This window comes from Ruegeria sp. HKCCA4008 (assembly GCF_013033125.1).
Classification (GTDB): domain Bacteria; phylum Pseudomonadota; class Alphaproteobacteria; order Rhodobacterales; family Rhodobacteraceae; genus Ruegeria.
Map to the genome: position 1 here is coordinate 193,701 of NZ_WQDM01000004.1, position 14,035 is coordinate 207,735.

Genomic DNA, 14,035 nt, shown 5'->3' on the forward strand with positions numbered 1-14,035 from the left:
AACCTGGCGGGGTCAGACTTTGATGGCTTGCAGCTCCTCGAGCAGATCCAGCAGCTGATCCAGCTTCTCCTTGCCCATCTGCGCTTCGATATTGCTGGAGATCGCAAGTGAAGTGGCCAGGTTTTCCCTGAGGATGGCGCTTCCTGCTTCGGTGATCTTGACCATGGTGCGGCGTTTGTCGTCGCTGTCCTGACGGCGGGTGATCTGGCCGTCGGCCTCCATCGTGCGCAAAATGCGGGTCACGCTGGGCAGCAGCAGGCACGCCTCGTGCGCGATGGTGCTTTGCTCCACTTCGCCCAACTCGTCCAGAACGCGTAGGATGCGCCATTTCTGCTCGGTCAGTTGGATGCCTTGCAGCATATCCCGGATCGGAGCCATGACGGTTTCGCGGGCACGCAGCAACGCGATCGGAAGGGACCGGGCGGTGCTTTTGGAATGGCTTTGAGTGTTCATGCGGCCTTCTAGAACGCCGTTTCGAGAATTGCAAAGATTAACAAAGCAATCTCTTGACAGGGGGTGCATTAAAAACTAAACATGTTAACTAATAAAGGAGAGACCATGCCTCACTTCCACGTCGAATATTCCGGCAATCTTGAAGACAGGATCGACATGGATGGCCTGTGCGAGTGCATTCGGTCAACGGCGGCTGGAATCGAGACCTTTCCCATGCCCGGCATTCGTGTGCGCGCGACACGGGTCGATCATTACGCCATAGCGGACGGCAACCCGGCGCATGGATTCATTGATATCTCGATCCGCCTGCGGGCGGGCCGATCCGCGGATGTCAAAGAGGATGCGACACAGCGCATATTCGAGGCGGTCAAAACATATCTGGCGCCGGTTTTTTCACAGCATTCCATCGCGCTCTCGCTTGAGATGCGTGACATCGACCCCAAGCTGTCGCCCAAGGCCGGTACGATCCGCGACCACCTGTCGGCGACCACGCAGGAGACCTGACGCATGAGCGCACTGGACACAAACATCGAAAAGCTGAACGGCTTTCTGGACCGGTTCCGGGAAACGGGCATCCGCAACCGTATCGCGGGTGAAGACCGGGACGGATCTGCCGGAGTGTTTCAGTCGGTCTCGCCCGTCGATAAATCCGTGATCTGTGATGTTGCCCATGGCACGGCAGATGACATCGACGCGGCAGCCAAGGCCGCCCACGCAGCCTTTGCAGAGTGGCGAGACATGCCCGCCACCCAACGCCGTCGCATCTTGTTGAATGTGGCTGATGCCATTGAAGCGCGCGCCGAGGAAATAGCACTGTGCGAGTGCTGGGACACGGGGCAGACCCTGCGCTTCATGTCAAAGGCAGCTTTGCGCGGGGCTGAGAACTTCCGGTATTTCGCGGATCAGGTGATTCAGGCGCGGGATGGGCAGCACCTGAAGTCTCCGACGCTGATGAATGTGACGACCCGTGTGCCGATTGGCCCGGTTGGCGTGATCACCCCGTGGAACACGCCGTTCATGCTGTCGACATGGAAGATCGCGCCGGCCCTGGCTGCGGGTTGCACGGTGGTTCACAAACCCGCCGAGGATTCCCCTCTGACGGCCCGCCTGCTGGTGGAAATCGCCGAACAGGCAGGGCTGCCCAAAGGTGTGCTGAACACGGTCAACGGGTTCGGACCCGACGCTGGCAAGGCTTTGTGCGAGCATGCGCTGATCAAGGCCATTGCCTTTGTGGGCGAAAGCCGTACCGGCAGTCTGATCGTCAAGCAAGGCGCAGATACCCATAAGCGCAACCATCTGGAACTGGGTGGAAAAAACCCGGTTGTCGTGTTTGATGATGCGGATCTGGACCGTGCTTTGGATGCCGTGATCTTCATGATCTATTCGATCAATGGCGAGCGCTGCACCTCGTCTTCGCGGCTTTTGGTGCAGGACACCATCAAGAAAGACTTCGAAGCCAGATTGATTGAGCGCGTCAACAACATCAAGGTGGGCCACCCCTTGGACCCCGAGACCGAGATCGGGCCGTTGGTGACCGAAGAACACTACAACAAGGTCACGAGCTATTTCGAAATCGCCAAGGAAGATGGCGCAACTGTCGCCGCTGGCGGCGTCACGGTGGGGGATGCGGGCTATTTCGTCCGGCCGACCCTGTTCACCAATGCCACCAACCGGATGCGCATCGCCCGTGAAGAGATATTTGGCCCTGTCCTGACCTCGATCCCGTTCTCGACCGAGGATGAGGCGCTGGAGATCGCCAACGACACGCCGTATGGCCTGACCGGCTATGTCTGGACCAATGATCTGACCCGCGCGCTTCGGTTTACAGACAGGCTGGAGGCTGGAATGATCTGGGTGAATTCCGAGAACGTGCGACACCTGCCCACGCCGTTCGGTGGGGTCAAAGCGTCCGGCATCGGCCGGGATGGCGGCGACTGGAGCTTTGAATTCTATATGGAACAGAAACATATCGGCTTTGCCACCGGTCAGCACAAGATCATGCAGTTGGGTAAATAGATCACGTAGGCCGACCCCGGCTGGGGCAAGCCCATTACACGAGGAGGAATTGCCATGGGAAAGATAGTACAGGCCGCAAAGATCACGCATGTACCCAGCATCTGGATGTCCCACACGATGCCAAAGTACAAGGGCATCCGGCAATCCGCCATTGATGGATATGCACGCCTGCGTCAGGACGCGATCGACCGCGGGGTCGAGACGTTCATCGTTTTCGACACCCATTGGATCACCAATCAAGGGTTTCACCTGAACACGAAGGAACATCACAAGGGCCGGTTCATAAGTCACGAATTGCCGCATATGTTGGCGGATATGGAGTTCGACTATCGCGGCGATCATGAACTTGGGGAAACCATCCTTGACGTTCTGCGCGAACGGGGAGAGCGGGCGCTGGGCCATTCGCACCCCGATATGGGCATGGAATACGGCACCCTCCTGCCGATGCATTTCATCAATGATGGCGTGAATGCCCGGGTTTTGCCGGTGGCGGTCAATCAATTCTCGTCGATTGCGGAAAACCGGGCCTGGGGCGAGGCCATTGCCGAGGGTATCCGACGTTCGGACCGCAATGTATCCATTCTGGCGTCCGGCTCGCTCAGCCACGACTTTACGCCGAATGAACGCTCGGTCGACGGGCTGAATGCCGTGAATGGCGAGTTCAACCGCCAGATGGACATGCGCGTTCTGGAGCTGTGGCAGCAGGGCCGATTTGAAGAGTTTCTGGAAATGCTGCCGGACTATGCAAAAAAATGCACCGGTGAATGCGCCATGAATGACACCGCTTTGCTGTTTGGTGCGTTGGGGTGGGGAAGCTACAAGGGTGAGATCGACATTTACACCCCGTATTTCGGCAGCTCTGGCACCGGTCAGGCCAATGTCAGCTTTTCGGTGTGACGCACGCAACGGAACAAAAGGGTTTGGCGGTGATCCCGTCACAAAGGAAAGTCAGTAGATGAACTGGGACACGTTTTCGTATTGGGGTCAGCACATCTCGAAATGGGCGGCGGATTATCACAGGACACTTGCTGAACGTCCCGTGCGGGCCCAGACCGCGCCGGGGGAAATCGCGGCACAGCTTGTTGCAACGCCACCCGAGACAGGCGAGCCGATGGACGCCATCATGGCCGATTTCGAACGGATCGTGATGCCGGGCATCACCCATTGGCAGCATCCGCGTTTTTTTGCGTATTTCCCGGCCAACGCTGCGCCCCCGTCCATGTTGGCCGAGATGCTGGTGACGACCATCGCGGCCCAATGCATGTTGTGGCAGACCTCGCCTGCCGCGACCGAGGTCGAGGGCGTCATGGTCGACTGGCTACGGCAGGCCCTCGGATTACCCGAGGGTATGACCGGCGTCATACAGGACAGCGCCTCTTCGGCCACCTTGTCGGCGGTACTGACCATGCGGGAACGGGCCACCCGCTTTACCGGCAACCGGGAAGGCCTGAACGCCAAGGGGGCGTTGCGGATCTATTGTTCCGATCAGGTGCATTCGTCGATTGACCGGGCATGCTGGGTTGCCGGGATCGGTCAGGACAATCTGGTCAAGTTGCCCACGCAGGGGCCGAATTTCGGAATTGTCCCCTCGGCGCTTGAGGCCGCCATTCAGAATGACGTCGCCGCCGGACATATCCCGGCCGGGATCGTTGCAATTACCGGTGGCACAGGTGTGGGGGCCTGCGATGATCTGATGGCCGTGGCTGATATTGCCCAAAAATACGACCTCTACACCCATCTCGACGCCGCCTGGGCGGGTTCGGCCATGATCTGCCCCGAATTCCGCAGGGCTTTGTGGCAGGGCGTCGACCGCTATGACAGCATCGTCTTCAACCCGCATAAGTGGATGGGTGCGCAATTCGATTGTGCCATCCAGTTCCTGAGGGACGCCACGCCGCAGCTCGATACGCTGAAAATCGAACCGGAATACCTCAAGACGACCGGAGCCGAGGTGACGAATTACTCGGAGTGGACCATCCCGCTGGGCCGCAGGTTCCGGGCGTTGAAAATCTGGTTCCTGTTGCGGTCATATGGGTTGGAGGGATTGCGCGAACGCATCCGCAACCATGTGGCATGGGCCGGCGAACTGGCGGAAAAGATTGGTGCGATCGAGGGGTTCGAGATCACAACCGGCCCGATCCTCAGCCTGTTTTCCTTCCGCTGCCCGGGGGACGATGCTCAGCAGCAGCGTCTGGTGGACGCGCTGAATGACGATGGCCGGATTTACCTGACGCAGGGCATGTTCGACGGCCGCAAAATCATCCGCTTTCAGGTCGGGCAGTTCGATACCACCCGCGACGACGTGTTGATGGCGGCGGACGTGATCCGGGACGTGTGGGAGGCCATGAAATGAGGTTTGCCACTTTCGTATCGGGCGAAGAACGTTTCTTCGGGGCAATCACCGACGGTGGTGCCATTGCCTTGAACCAGGAATTCCCGGAACACGACAGCCTTTATGAGGTGATCGCGGCCGGGGCGTTTGATCAGCTGGCAGAGGCGGCCGGGGGCAAACCAGTCACCCATCCCGATTTCGCCTATGACATGGTGATGCCGGATGCGCGACGTATCCTTTGCGTCGGGGTGAACTTTCCCGACCGGAACGCGGAGTACAAAGATGGCAGCGCGCAGCCCGAATACATGTCCCTGTTCCCGCGTTTCGCCAGTGGCTTTACCGGCCATGACCGGCCTCTGATCCGCCCGCCGGAAAACCACACGCTGGATTACGAAGGCGAAGTGGCCATCGTGATTGGCAAGGCGGGCCGCCGCATTCCGCAGCAGGACGCGTATGATCACATCGCCGCGCTGACGTTGTGCAATGAAGGTACCATTCGCGACTGGGTTCGGCACGCCAAGTTCAATGTCACACAAGGCAAGAACTGGGACAGCTCCGGGGCCATCGGCCCGTGGCTGGTTCCGTTCACGGATGCGGCTCAGCTGGATGAGGCGCGTCTTCAAACCCGCGTGAATGGCGAGCTGCGGCAGGATGATACGCTGAACCGCATGATGTTCCCGATCCGGCGCGAGATCGAATATATCTCGACTTTCATGACGCTTCTGCCCGGCGATATCATTGTGACCGGTACACCGACCGGGGCGGGTGCGCGGTTCGACCCGCCCAAATACCTGGCGCCCGGTGATGTGGTCGAGGTCTCGGTCGACGGTATCGGTACTCTGCGAAACACGGTCGAGGATGAAAAAGTATGACGCCCGAAGACCATGCGCGCGCGGCCGCTGACCTGTTGCAGGCGGAACGAACGCATGAACAGATTGGCCTGCTCAGCCTGCGCCACCCCGAGATGGGCATGGATGACGCTTACGAGGTGCAGAACGCCATCTGTCGCCAGAAACTGTCGGAAGGGCGCAAGGTGATCGGGTGGAAGATCGGCCTGACTTCGAAAGCCATGCAATACGCTTTGAACATCGACATTCCTGACAGTGGAATTCTGTTTGACGACATGGTGTTTGCACAGGGTGCCACCGTTCCGGCCGGGCGTTTCATCCAGCCCCGGATCGAGGCCGAAATTGCCTTTGTCATGAAATCGGCCATAGGCGGGGAAAACGTGTCCCGCGCAGATATCATCGCGGCGACGGATTACGTCGCGCCGTCCATCGAAATTCTGGATACGCGGATTCAACGGGTGGATCCCGAAACCGGCAAGGCCCGCACGGTGTTTGACACGATCAGTGACAACGCCGCCAATGCCGGTATCGTTTTGGGCAATGATCGCCACAGGGTGGATGCCTTTGATCTGCGATGGGTTGGCGCGCTGACCTTCCGCAATGGCGAGATCGAGGAAACCGGTCTGGGCGCCGGGGTGTTGAACGATCCGGTCGAAAGCGTCGTGTGGCTGGCGCGACGCATGGCGCAATACGGTCAGAGCATCGCGCCGGGCCAGGTTGTTCTGTCCGGCAGCTTCATCCGCCCGGTCGAATGCCCCTCGGGAACGGAAATCCACGCGGATTTCGGGCCGTTCGGCTCAGTCGATATCAATTTCGCCTGAAAGGAGCGCCAATGCCTGCGCCAATCAATACGTTCAAGGCCGCGCTGACGTCGGGAACCCCTTTGATCGGGTGTTGGATCGGCTTGGCCAATGCCTATACCGCCGAGATCGCCGCAACCGCGCAGTTTGACTGGCTGCTGGTCGACGGAGAGCATGCGCCAAACGATCTGCGCTCGATCCTCGAGCAGGTGAGGGTGATTGAAGGATCTGGCAGTACCCCCGTCGCACGCCTGCCGATTGGCGAGACCTGGATGATCAAGCAATATCTTGATGCCGGTGTGCAGAACATTCTGGTGCCGATGGTGGAAAGCGGCGATCAGGCGCGCGAACTGGTGCGGGCCGTGCAGTATCCACCCCGTGGCGTTCGGGGCGTAGGTTCCGCTTTGGCGCGGGCCTCGCGTTTTGCGGCTATCCCGGATTATCTGAAAACGGCGGACGAGCAGATCTGTCTTTTGGTGCAGGTCGAAAACAGGCTTGGGCTGGAGGCGCTGGACGACATCCTGGCGACCGACGTCGATGGGGTGTTCGTCGGCCCGTCGGATCTGGCCGCAGATATGGGCCATATCGGCGATGCCGGGCACCCGGACGTGATCGAGGCCGTTCTTGATGCGATCCGGCGCATCGTTGCGGCAGGCAAACCGGCAGGGATATTGTCGCTGGACCCGGTCATGCAGCGAAAATGCCTGGATCTGGGGGCAACATTCGTGGCCACGGACATCGATGTGACTTTGTTCGCCAAGGCAATCCGGGCCGCTGCTGCTGATGGGCTCAGCCTGCTGCCCGATCAGGTGGCTTCGGGAATCGCACAGACAGGCGCGGCGTCGAAATACCTGCAACAGCTTTGCAAACACTGGTCGCACAAGGCTCGGGTGACATTCGATGAAACGCAAGGCAGCGTGAGCTTTCCGGACGGGAACCGAGTCACCCTTTCGGCAGGCGACACCAGCTTGACCGTAACCGCCGCCACCCGGGCGCGCGGTGATCTGGCCCGATGGCAACAGGTCATCGAGGCTCATCTGGCGCGTTTTGCGTTTCGGGAAGAGTTCCGCATTGATTGGTCAGGATGAGGGAAACACGTTGCGGCCCTGAACCTGCCACTGTGGCAACGGGTCAAGGGCAGGCATACCTGCGTTGGATTTCGAACGGTTTTGCCCGAAAGGCCCCAGCTAGAGCTTGTGGATACCATGGACGGTCAGAGTGCTGACCAGATCGGCATAGTCTTCGCGGGCCTTGGGCCCTGCTCCGCTGTTCCACATGTAATACCAGTTCAGCATCCCAAAAACTGACATCGTGGTGCCGCGCAGCTTGTCCTTGTCATCGTTGAAGGCTGTCGGGGCCAGCTCTTTCAGGATGTCGCGCACAAAATTCACCAATTCCAGCTGATACCCGCGCAGAAGTTTCTGCTGTTCCTCGGTCAACGCGCTCATGCCGCTGATCTGCACTCGGTGTTCGTCATCTGCGCCCTGGTAGGCAAACAGGATTTCGCGCACCGCTTTCCGCAGCTTCTGTTCAGACGTAAGACCGTTCAGATCCACATTGCAGATGCGGTCGCGAAGCTCGCGCAGGTAGGTTTCAAGGATGTCATACAAGATGGCATCCTTGCTGTCGTAATAGTGGTAGATGTTTGCCTTGGAAATCCCGCACTCTTTTGCCAACAGGGTCATCGAGGCGCGATCAAACCCTTGGTCGGCGAACACTTTGGCGGCCGTTTTCAGGATTTGCTTCCGCTTCTGGTCGTGATCTTTGGCGATTGTACGGGCCACGGCTTATTCCTTATCGCGATTGTCGACGACGCGCTTCGCCTTGCCCTGAGAGCGTTCGACGTCGCCGGGGTCACCTACAACAATTTCCGTTGAGACGCCAACGACGTCCTTGATCCGCTTGGTCAGCATCCGTGCCGCGGCCGTCTTGGACAGTTCGTCGGTGGAATCCGGAGACGATTCAACATAAACCCGCATGGCGTCCATGCGGCCGGATTTGTACAGCTCGATCTGATAATAAGGGGCCAGGCCCCCCGTCGCCATGACCTGTTCTTCGATCTGGCTGGGAAAGACGTTGACGCCGCGCAGGATCATCATGTCGTCGCTGCGACCGGTGATCTTGGCCATCCGGCGCATGGATCGTGCTGTCCCCGGCAGCAGGCAGGTCAGATCGCGCGTGCGATAGCGGATCATCGGCAAACCTTCCTTGGTCAGGGTCGTGAACACCAACTCGCCAGTTTCGCCATCGGGCAGGACCTCTCCGGTCGCGGGATCAATGATTTCAGGCAGGAAGTGATCTTCCCAGATCACCGGGCCATCCTTGGTTTCCACGCATTCATTGGCCACCCCGGGCCCCATGATTTCGGACAGGCCATAGATGTCGACCGCATGCATATCAAACGCATCCTCGACTTCGGCGCGCATGGCGTCTGTCCAGGGCTCGGCACCGAACACGCCAACCTTCAGCGAGCTTTCACGCGGGTCGAGCCCCGCCTTGTGGAACTGTTCAAGGATATTGAGCATATAGGAAGGCGTAACCATGATCCCGTCGGGCCGGAAATCGTTGATCAGGTTGACTTGCTTTTCGGTTTGCCCGCCGGACATGGGGACGACGGTCGCGCCAAGCCGCTCGATGCCGTAATGTGCGCCAAGTCCGCCGGTGAACAACCCGTAACCATAGGCATTGTGCACCATGTCCCCCTTGCGCAACCCCGATGCGCGCAGGGACCTTGCGCCCAGATCCGCCCAATTGTCGATGTCGTTTTTCGTGTAGCCCACGACCGTCGGCTTGCCCGTCGTACCGGACGAGGCGTGCAGGCGAATGATCTGGCTACGTGGAACGGCGAACAGGCCGAAGGGATAGTTGTCACGCAGATCATTCTTGTACGTGAACGGAAACTTCGCCAGATCCGAAAGCTGCTGAAGATCGTCGGGATGCACACTGGATTCGTCAAACCGTTGCTTGTACATCGGAACGTTCTCATAGGCGTGGCGAACGGACCATTTGAGGCGTTCAAGCTGCGTCGCGCGGATTTCGTCGATCGAGGCGATCTCGATCGGGTCCAGATCCGCTTTGTTTGGGGAAAGGTCTTCCATCGCGTCACTCCTCCAGTCGCGAAGCTATTCCTGAAAATTCTGCCCGCCGACCGCGCGGGACATTCCGCGAAACTCGGCGATCAGGGTGTTGTCTTGGTTGGTGACGCGGACGTCATAGATGCCACTGCGGCCGGTGACGGCAACCTCTGACGCGGTTGCGGTCAGATGGTCCCCTTTTTTTCCGGGCGCGAGGTAGCTCATCATCGTATGCTGGCCGACGGTTGCCACGTTGCGGCTGTTGCAGGCGAAGGCAAAGGCGCTGTCGGCTAGGGCATGAGTGACGCCCCCGTGGCAAATGCCGTGCCCGTTGCAGTGATGGTCCCCGACTGTCAGGGTCAGAACTGCACGGCCTTCGTCGACTTCGACCAGATCCATCCCGAACCATTTGCTGGCTTGGTCATTCGCCCACATCGCTTCAGCGGATTTCGTGGCACGTTCTTTGGGTGTCATCATCAGCGTCCCTGGAAATTCGGCGCCCGCTTTTCAAGAAAACTGGATACGCCCTCGGCGTAATCCGCGCTTTCCCCGCAGGTCTTCATTGCGTCTGCTTCGATCTCAAGCTGATCCGAGAGGGACGTGGTGGCAGCCGTTTGAATGCACTGTTTTGTCAGCCCGAGCCCGAGGGTGGGGCCGTTTGCCAATTGCGCGGCAAGTGCGCGCGCTTCGGTCATCAATTGATCATCGGCCACCGCCTTCCAGATCAGCCCCCAATCTTCGGCTTGCTTGGCCGGAAGGGGTTGGGCTGTCAGGGCCAGCCCCTTGGCGCGTGCCTCGCCCAACAGGCGCGGCAAGTGCCAACTGCCGCCTGTGTCGGGAATCAGGCCCACCTTGGAAAAGCTCTGAATGAATTTCGCACTTTCCGCGGCCAGAACCATATCACAGGCCAGCGCCAGATTAGCACCCGCCCCGGCGGCTACTCCGTTCACGGCGCAGATCACCGGGATATTCATCGACCGGATCAACCGGACAAGAGGGGCATAGAAACTGCGTACCGTTTTGCTTAAATCCGGCGGGCCATCCATTTTCGACGGGTCGCGATCGCCGAGGTCCTGACCGGCACAAAAGCCTCGTCCGGCACCGGTCAGCAATATCGCGCGGGCCCCGCCGTCGCGCGCGGCTTTCAGCGCCTCCTGAAGCGCCAGGTGCATTTCTTCATTGAACGAGTTCAGCTTGTCCGGGCGGTTCAGGGTGATTTCGGCCCAGTTCCCGTTGTCTTGTACAAGAATCGTATCGCTCATGACTGTCTCATCTGGTCTCGTTTCAACTTAATCATTGCATTAACCGAACGGTTGGTCAATATATAAACCCGAACCGAATCTGAACCGATCAAAGGGATTGCAAATGTCGCAGTCGTCGCTGGTGAGCGTTGAATTTAAGGGCGACGTGGCGTGGGTCACCATTGACAACCCGCCGGTAAACGCGACGTCGACAGGTGTTCGGCAAGGGCTGTCTGACGCGGTTGATGCGGTCAAGGGCGCGCGCGTGGCGGTGCTGTGTTGCGCTGGAAAAACCTTTGTCGCAGGCGGCGACATGTCCGAGTTCGATGCGCCGCCGGTCGAGCCGCACTTGCCCGACGTGGTTCAGAAAATCGAAGACAGCGAGGTTCCGTTCATTGCCTGCATGCATGGCAACGTGCTGGGCGGCGGGTTCGAAATCGCCATGGCCTGTGCGTGGCGGATCGCAGCGCCGGGAACGGGTTTTGGTTTGCCGGAAGTCAATGTGGGCTTGATCCCCGGGGCAGGGGGCACACAACGATTGCCGCGTCTGGTCGGGATGCAGGCTGCAATTGACATGGCCTGTTCGGGCAAAATTCTCAGGGCAGAGACACTGGCCGAGCTTGGCGGCGTCGACCGCGTCGCCGAAGACCCCAGGGCTGCTGTCCTGGAATTGGTTGCCGACCTTCCCGAACGCCCAATACCTGTCAGCCAGCGTGCTGTGGCGGAGTTTGCGCCGGATCTGTTGGAGGCGAGCCGCGAGGCTTTGAAAAAACGCGCCAAGGGTCAGAAATCGCCGTTGGAAAACCTGACGGCGCTTGGTTGGTCGGTTGAGCCATTTGCCACCGCACAACCGAAAGAGCGCGCGCGCCATCTCGAGTTGCGCCAAAGCCCGGAAAGCCGCGCTTTGCGCTACGCTTTTTTTGCTGAACGTGCCGTGTCCAAACCTTCGTTGATCAAAGACGTGGCCGCCCGTGACATAACACGGATCGCCGTTGTCGGAGGTGGGTTGATGGGGGCAGGGATCGCAACTGCGGCCCTGAACGGCGGGCTGTCCGTGACGTTGATCGAGCGAGACGCTGACGCTGCGGCCGCAGCGCACAATCGGGTCGAGGGTCTGCTGCAAGGCGCGGTCAAGAGAGGCAAGATGTCCGAGGCGCAGCTTCGGGATCGCCTTGCTGCGTTTCGTGCGGTGAACAGTTATGCAGACGCTGCGGATGCCGAACTGGCGATCGAGGCCGTCTTTGAAGACCTGTCCGTCAAGCAGCAGGTATTTGACGAGCTGGCAAGGCGTATGAGCAGCGATGCGATTTTGGCCACCAATACGTCCTATCTGGACCCGCGCGAAATTTTCGCGGACGTCGGCAATCAGGCCCGATGCATCGGGCTGCATTTCTTTAGCCCGGCCCATGTCATGAAACTGCTCGAGGTCGTGGTAGCTCCGCAAACCTCTGCTGAAGTGGTCGCAACCGCGGTCGCGCTTGGCAAAAAGCTTCGTAAGGTTTCGGTGCTGTCGGGTATCTGCGATGGGTTCATTGGCAACCGCATGTTGGCCGCTTATCGGCGCGCGGCCGATTATCTGCTGGCAGATGGGGCGCTTCCCTATCAGGTGGACCGTGCAATGCGGGCGTTCGGGATGCCCATGGGGCCTTACGAGCTTCAGGATCTGACCGGTCTTCAAATTGCCTGGGCGAACCGCAAACGCAATGCCGCCAACCGCGACCCGAAGGAACGTTATGTCACCATCGCGGACCAGCTTTGTCAGCGCGAGCGTTTCGGCCAGCGTGTCGGCAAAGGGTGGTACCGCTATGAAGAGGGCAGTCGCGATCCGGTTCGGGACCCCGAAGTTGAGGCATTGATCGAAGCCTATTCCGACCAGCAGGGCATCACCCGCAGGGATTTTTCGAACGAGGAAATCAGTTCGCGGTTGCTGGCGGTCTTGGTCAACGAGGGCGCTTTGATCATTGAAGAGGGGATCGCGGAAAACGCCGAAGCTGTCGATATGGTTCAAATCCATGGATACGGCTTTCCCCGCTGGAGAGGAGGACCGATGAACTATTGCAACGAAATCGGCATCAGCCGGTGCGCCGCAAATATGCTAACCGTAGCGAAAGAAAGTCCCGGTTCGTGGCGCCTCGCGGGCCAGTTGGAAAACAATTAACATGTTGATGGTTACAAAAGTGACCATTAACGCATTCTCGAGTCATGTTTCACAGGGAGGAGACAAAATCATGAAGTTCACCAAGTTGAGCACTCTTTTGGCCTCGGCCGCGCTGGCCGTTTTGGGCACAGTGGCGCTGGCGGCGGATTATACGCTGACGATTTCCAGCTGGGCACCGCCGACCCACGGCATCAACGCGAAGATGTGGCCGAAATTCGTGGAAATGGTCGAAGAAGCCACCGACGGCAAAGTCACTGCTGAACTGAAGCTGGGAATTGCCCCGCCGCCGGCGCAGATGGACCTGATCATGGATGGCGCGGCGGATGCGTCGATCATCTTCCACGGATACCAGCCCGGTCGTTTCGTCACCACCAAGATGATTGAGCTGCCCGGATATGAGGGCTCGGCCGAAGCGGCCTCGGTCGCGTATTGGCGTACATACGACAAGTATCTCAAGGCGGCGGACGAACATCGCGGTGTGAAAGTGATCGCCCTGCACACACACGGCCCGGCACAGCTTCATTCCAGCAGCCCGGTGACCAACCTCAACGAGGTATCGGGCCTCAAGGTGCGTATCCCGGGTGGTGTCGGCGGAGATGTCGGCACCGCGCTGGGCGCAACCGGAATTCAGGTTCCTGCGCCGAAAGTATACGAGACACTCGCGTCGAAAGCTGCTGATGGTGTGGTCATGCCATTTGAATCCCGCAAGGGTTTCAAGCTGACCGAAGTGGCGCAAAACGTATATGAAGTTCCGGGTGGCCTGTATCGCGGGTCATTTGCGTTCATCATGAACGAAGACACTTTTGCGGATCTTCCCGCCGATGTGCAGGCCGCTTTGGAAGAACAGGTCTTCGGCGAACCGCTGAGCCGCGAAATCGGTAAAATCTGGGATGAGATCGACGCGATCGGCCGTGAAGCGACCGAACAGACCGAGGGCAACGCGATCAATGCAGCCTCTGCTGAAGATCTGGAAAAGTTCAATGCGATCGCTGCCGATGTGCGTGCCAAGGTCATCGAAGAAGTCAATGGCACCGGTGTTAATGCGCAAGCCGCTTATGACATGATCGTTAACGAAATGGCTGCCCAGTAACGCAGCCGGGCTGGCGGGGTTGA

14 protein-coding genes are annotated in these 14,035 nt (G+C 59.1%); 9 read left to right on the forward strand and 5 right to left on the reverse strand.

Annotation, left to right across the window (positions count from 1 at the left end; all coding sequences use genetic code 11):
* Positions 1-12 precede the first annotated feature (12 nt).
* A complete protein-coding gene (gene hpaR, locus GOW60_RS11420; RefSeq protein WP_171229362.1) occupies positions 13-453 on the reverse strand; it encodes a homoprotocatechuate degradation operon regulator HpaR in 441 nt (146 codons plus the stop codon).
* A 105-nt stretch (positions 454-558) separates the two neighbouring features.
* Between hpaR and GOW60_RS11425 the strand changes: the two genes are divergently transcribed.
* Genes GOW60_RS11425 through GOW60_RS11455 form a run of 7 tightly spaced genes read left to right on the forward strand, consistent with a single transcriptional unit; the run spans position 559 to position 7,537 of the window.
* Positions 559-957: a 5-carboxymethyl-2-hydroxymuconate Delta-isomerase gene (locus GOW60_RS11425; protein ID WP_171229363.1), complete on the forward strand. Its 399-nt coding sequence runs from the start codon at positions 559-561 to the stop codon at positions 955-957.
* 3 nt (positions 958-960) lie between these two features.
* Positions 961-2,469 (forward strand): 5-carboxymethyl-2-hydroxymuconate semialdehyde dehydrogenase, encoded by a 1,509-nt coding sequence (gene hpaE, locus GOW60_RS11430; RefSeq protein WP_171229364.1) that lies wholly within the window; start codon positions 961-963, stop codon positions 2,467-2,469.
* 54 nt (positions 2,470-2,523) lie between these two features.
* Positions 2,524-3,366: a 3,4-dihydroxyphenylacetate 2,3-dioxygenase gene (hpaD, locus tag GOW60_RS11435; RefSeq protein WP_171118157.1), complete on the forward strand. Its 843-nt coding sequence runs from the start codon at positions 2,524-2,526 to the stop codon at positions 3,364-3,366.
* 58 nt (positions 3,367-3,424) lie between these two features.
* Positions 3,425-4,822: a pyridoxal-dependent decarboxylase gene (locus GOW60_RS11440; RefSeq protein ID WP_171229365.1), complete on the forward strand. Its 1,398-nt coding sequence runs from the start codon at positions 3,425-3,427 to the stop codon at positions 4,820-4,822.
* Positions 4,819-5,673 carry a fumarylacetoacetate hydrolase family protein gene (locus GOW60_RS11445; protein ID WP_171229366.1) on the forward strand — a complete coding sequence of 285 codons (855 nt, stop codon included), beginning with the start codon at positions 4,819-4,821 and terminating at the stop codon, positions 5,671-5,673. The genes GOW60_RS11440 and GOW60_RS11445 overlap by 4 nt, the downstream gene beginning before the upstream one ends.
* Positions 5,670-6,470, forward strand: coding sequence for a 2-oxo-hept-4-ene-1,7-dioate hydratase (hpaH, locus tag GOW60_RS11450; RefSeq protein WP_171229367.1), 801 nt, complete (start codon positions 5,670-5,672; stop codon positions 6,468-6,470). Before GOW60_RS11445 ends, hpaH begins: the two co-directional genes overlap by 4 nt.
* An 11-nt stretch (positions 6,471-6,481) precedes the next feature.
* Positions 6,482-7,537 carry an aldolase/citrate lyase family protein gene (locus tag GOW60_RS11455; RefSeq protein ID WP_171229368.1) on the forward strand — a complete coding sequence of 352 codons (1,056 nt, stop codon included), beginning with the start codon at positions 6,482-6,484 and terminating at the stop codon, positions 7,535-7,537.
* A gap of 99 nt (positions 7,538-7,636) precedes the next feature.
* On the opposite strand, the gene GOW60_RS11460 is transcribed toward GOW60_RS11455, so the two are convergent.
* From GOW60_RS11460 to paaG, 4 genes are read right to left on the reverse strand one after another with little or no spacing between them, the layout of a single operon-like run.
* Positions 7,637-8,233, reverse strand: coding sequence for a TetR/AcrR family transcriptional regulator (locus GOW60_RS11460; protein WP_171229369.1), 597 nt, complete (start codon positions 8,231-8,233; stop codon positions 7,637-7,639).
* 3 nt (positions 8,234-8,236) lie between these two features.
* Positions 8,237-9,547, reverse strand: coding sequence for a phenylacetate--CoA ligase PaaK (gene paaK, locus GOW60_RS11465; RefSeq protein ID WP_171229370.1), 1,311 nt, complete (start codon positions 9,545-9,547; stop codon positions 8,237-8,239).
* 24 nt (positions 9,548-9,571) lie between these two features.
* Positions 9,572-9,997: a hydroxyphenylacetyl-CoA thioesterase PaaI gene (paaI, locus tag GOW60_RS11470; RefSeq protein ID WP_171229484.1), complete on the reverse strand. Its 426-nt coding sequence runs from the start codon at positions 9,995-9,997 to the stop codon at positions 9,572-9,574.
* 2 nt (positions 9,998-9,999) lie between these two features.
* On the reverse strand, positions 10,000-10,785 hold the full coding sequence (gene paaG / locus GOW60_RS11475; protein ID WP_171229371.1) for a 2-(1,2-epoxy-1,2-dihydrophenyl)acetyl-CoA isomerase PaaG: 786 nt from the start codon (positions 10,783-10,785) through the stop codon (positions 10,000-10,002).
* Between the two features lie 103 nt (positions 10,786-10,888).
* Between paaG and GOW60_RS11480 the strand changes: the two genes are divergently transcribed.
* Both GOW60_RS11480 and GOW60_RS11485 read left to right on the forward strand, forming a co-directional pair.
* Positions 10,889-12,922: an FAD-dependent oxidoreductase gene (locus tag GOW60_RS11480; RefSeq protein WP_171229372.1), complete on the forward strand. Its 2,034-nt coding sequence runs from the start codon at positions 10,889-10,891 to the stop codon at positions 12,920-12,922.
* A gap of 70 nt (positions 12,923-12,992) precedes the next feature.
* Positions 12,993-14,012 (forward strand): TRAP transporter substrate-binding protein, encoded by a 1,020-nt coding sequence (locus GOW60_RS11485; protein ID WP_171229373.1) that lies wholly within the window; start codon positions 12,993-12,995, stop codon positions 14,010-14,012.
* Positions 14,013-14,035 lie beyond the last annotated feature (23 nt).

Excerpts from the sequence above, each read along its gene's own strand:
- hpaR (WP_171229362.1), bottom strand. The coding sequence starts at position 453 with ATGAACACTCAAAGCCATTCCAAAAGCACCGCCCGGTCCCTTCCGATC.
- GOW60_RS11425 (WP_171229363.1), top strand. The coding sequence starts at position 559 with ATGCCTCACTTCCACGTCGAATATTCCGGCAATCTTGAAGACAGGATC.
- hpaE (WP_171229364.1), top strand. The coding sequence starts at position 961 with ATGAGCGCACTGGACACAAACATCGAAAAGCTGAACGGCTTTCTGGAC.
- hpaD (WP_171118157.1), top strand. The coding sequence starts at position 2,524 with ATGGGAAAGATAGTACAGGCCGCAAAGATCACGCATGTACCCAGCATC.
- GOW60_RS11440 (WP_171229365.1), top strand. The coding sequence starts at position 3,425 with ATGAACTGGGACACGTTTTCGTATTGGGGTCAGCACATCTCGAAATGG.
- GOW60_RS11445 (WP_171229366.1), top strand. The coding sequence starts at position 4,819 with ATGAGGTTTGCCACTTTCGTATCGGGCGAAGAACGTTTCTTCGGGGCA.
- hpaH (WP_171229367.1), top strand. The coding sequence starts at position 5,670 with ATGACGCCCGAAGACCATGCGCGCGCGGCCGCTGACCTGTTGCAGGCG.
- GOW60_RS11455 (WP_171229368.1), top strand. The coding sequence starts at position 6,482 with ATGCCTGCGCCAATCAATACGTTCAAGGCCGCGCTGACGTCGGGAACC.
- paaK (WP_171229370.1), bottom strand. The coding sequence starts at position 9,547 with ATGGAAGACCTTTCCCCAAACAAAGCGGATCTGGACCCGATCGAGATC.
- paaI (WP_171229484.1), bottom strand. The coding sequence starts at position 9,997 with ATGACACCCAAAGAACGTGCCACGAAATCCGCTGAAGCGATGTGGGCG.
- paaG (WP_171229371.1), bottom strand. The coding sequence starts at position 10,785 with ATGAGCGATACGATTCTTGTACAAGACAACGGGAACTGGGCCGAAATC.
- GOW60_RS11480 (WP_171229372.1), top strand. The coding sequence starts at position 10,889 with ATGTCGCAGTCGTCGCTGGTGAGCGTTGAATTTAAGGGCGACGTGGCG.
- GOW60_RS11485 (WP_171229373.1), top strand. The coding sequence starts at position 12,993 with ATGAAGTTCACCAAGTTGAGCACTCTTTTGGCCTCGGCCGCGCTGGCC.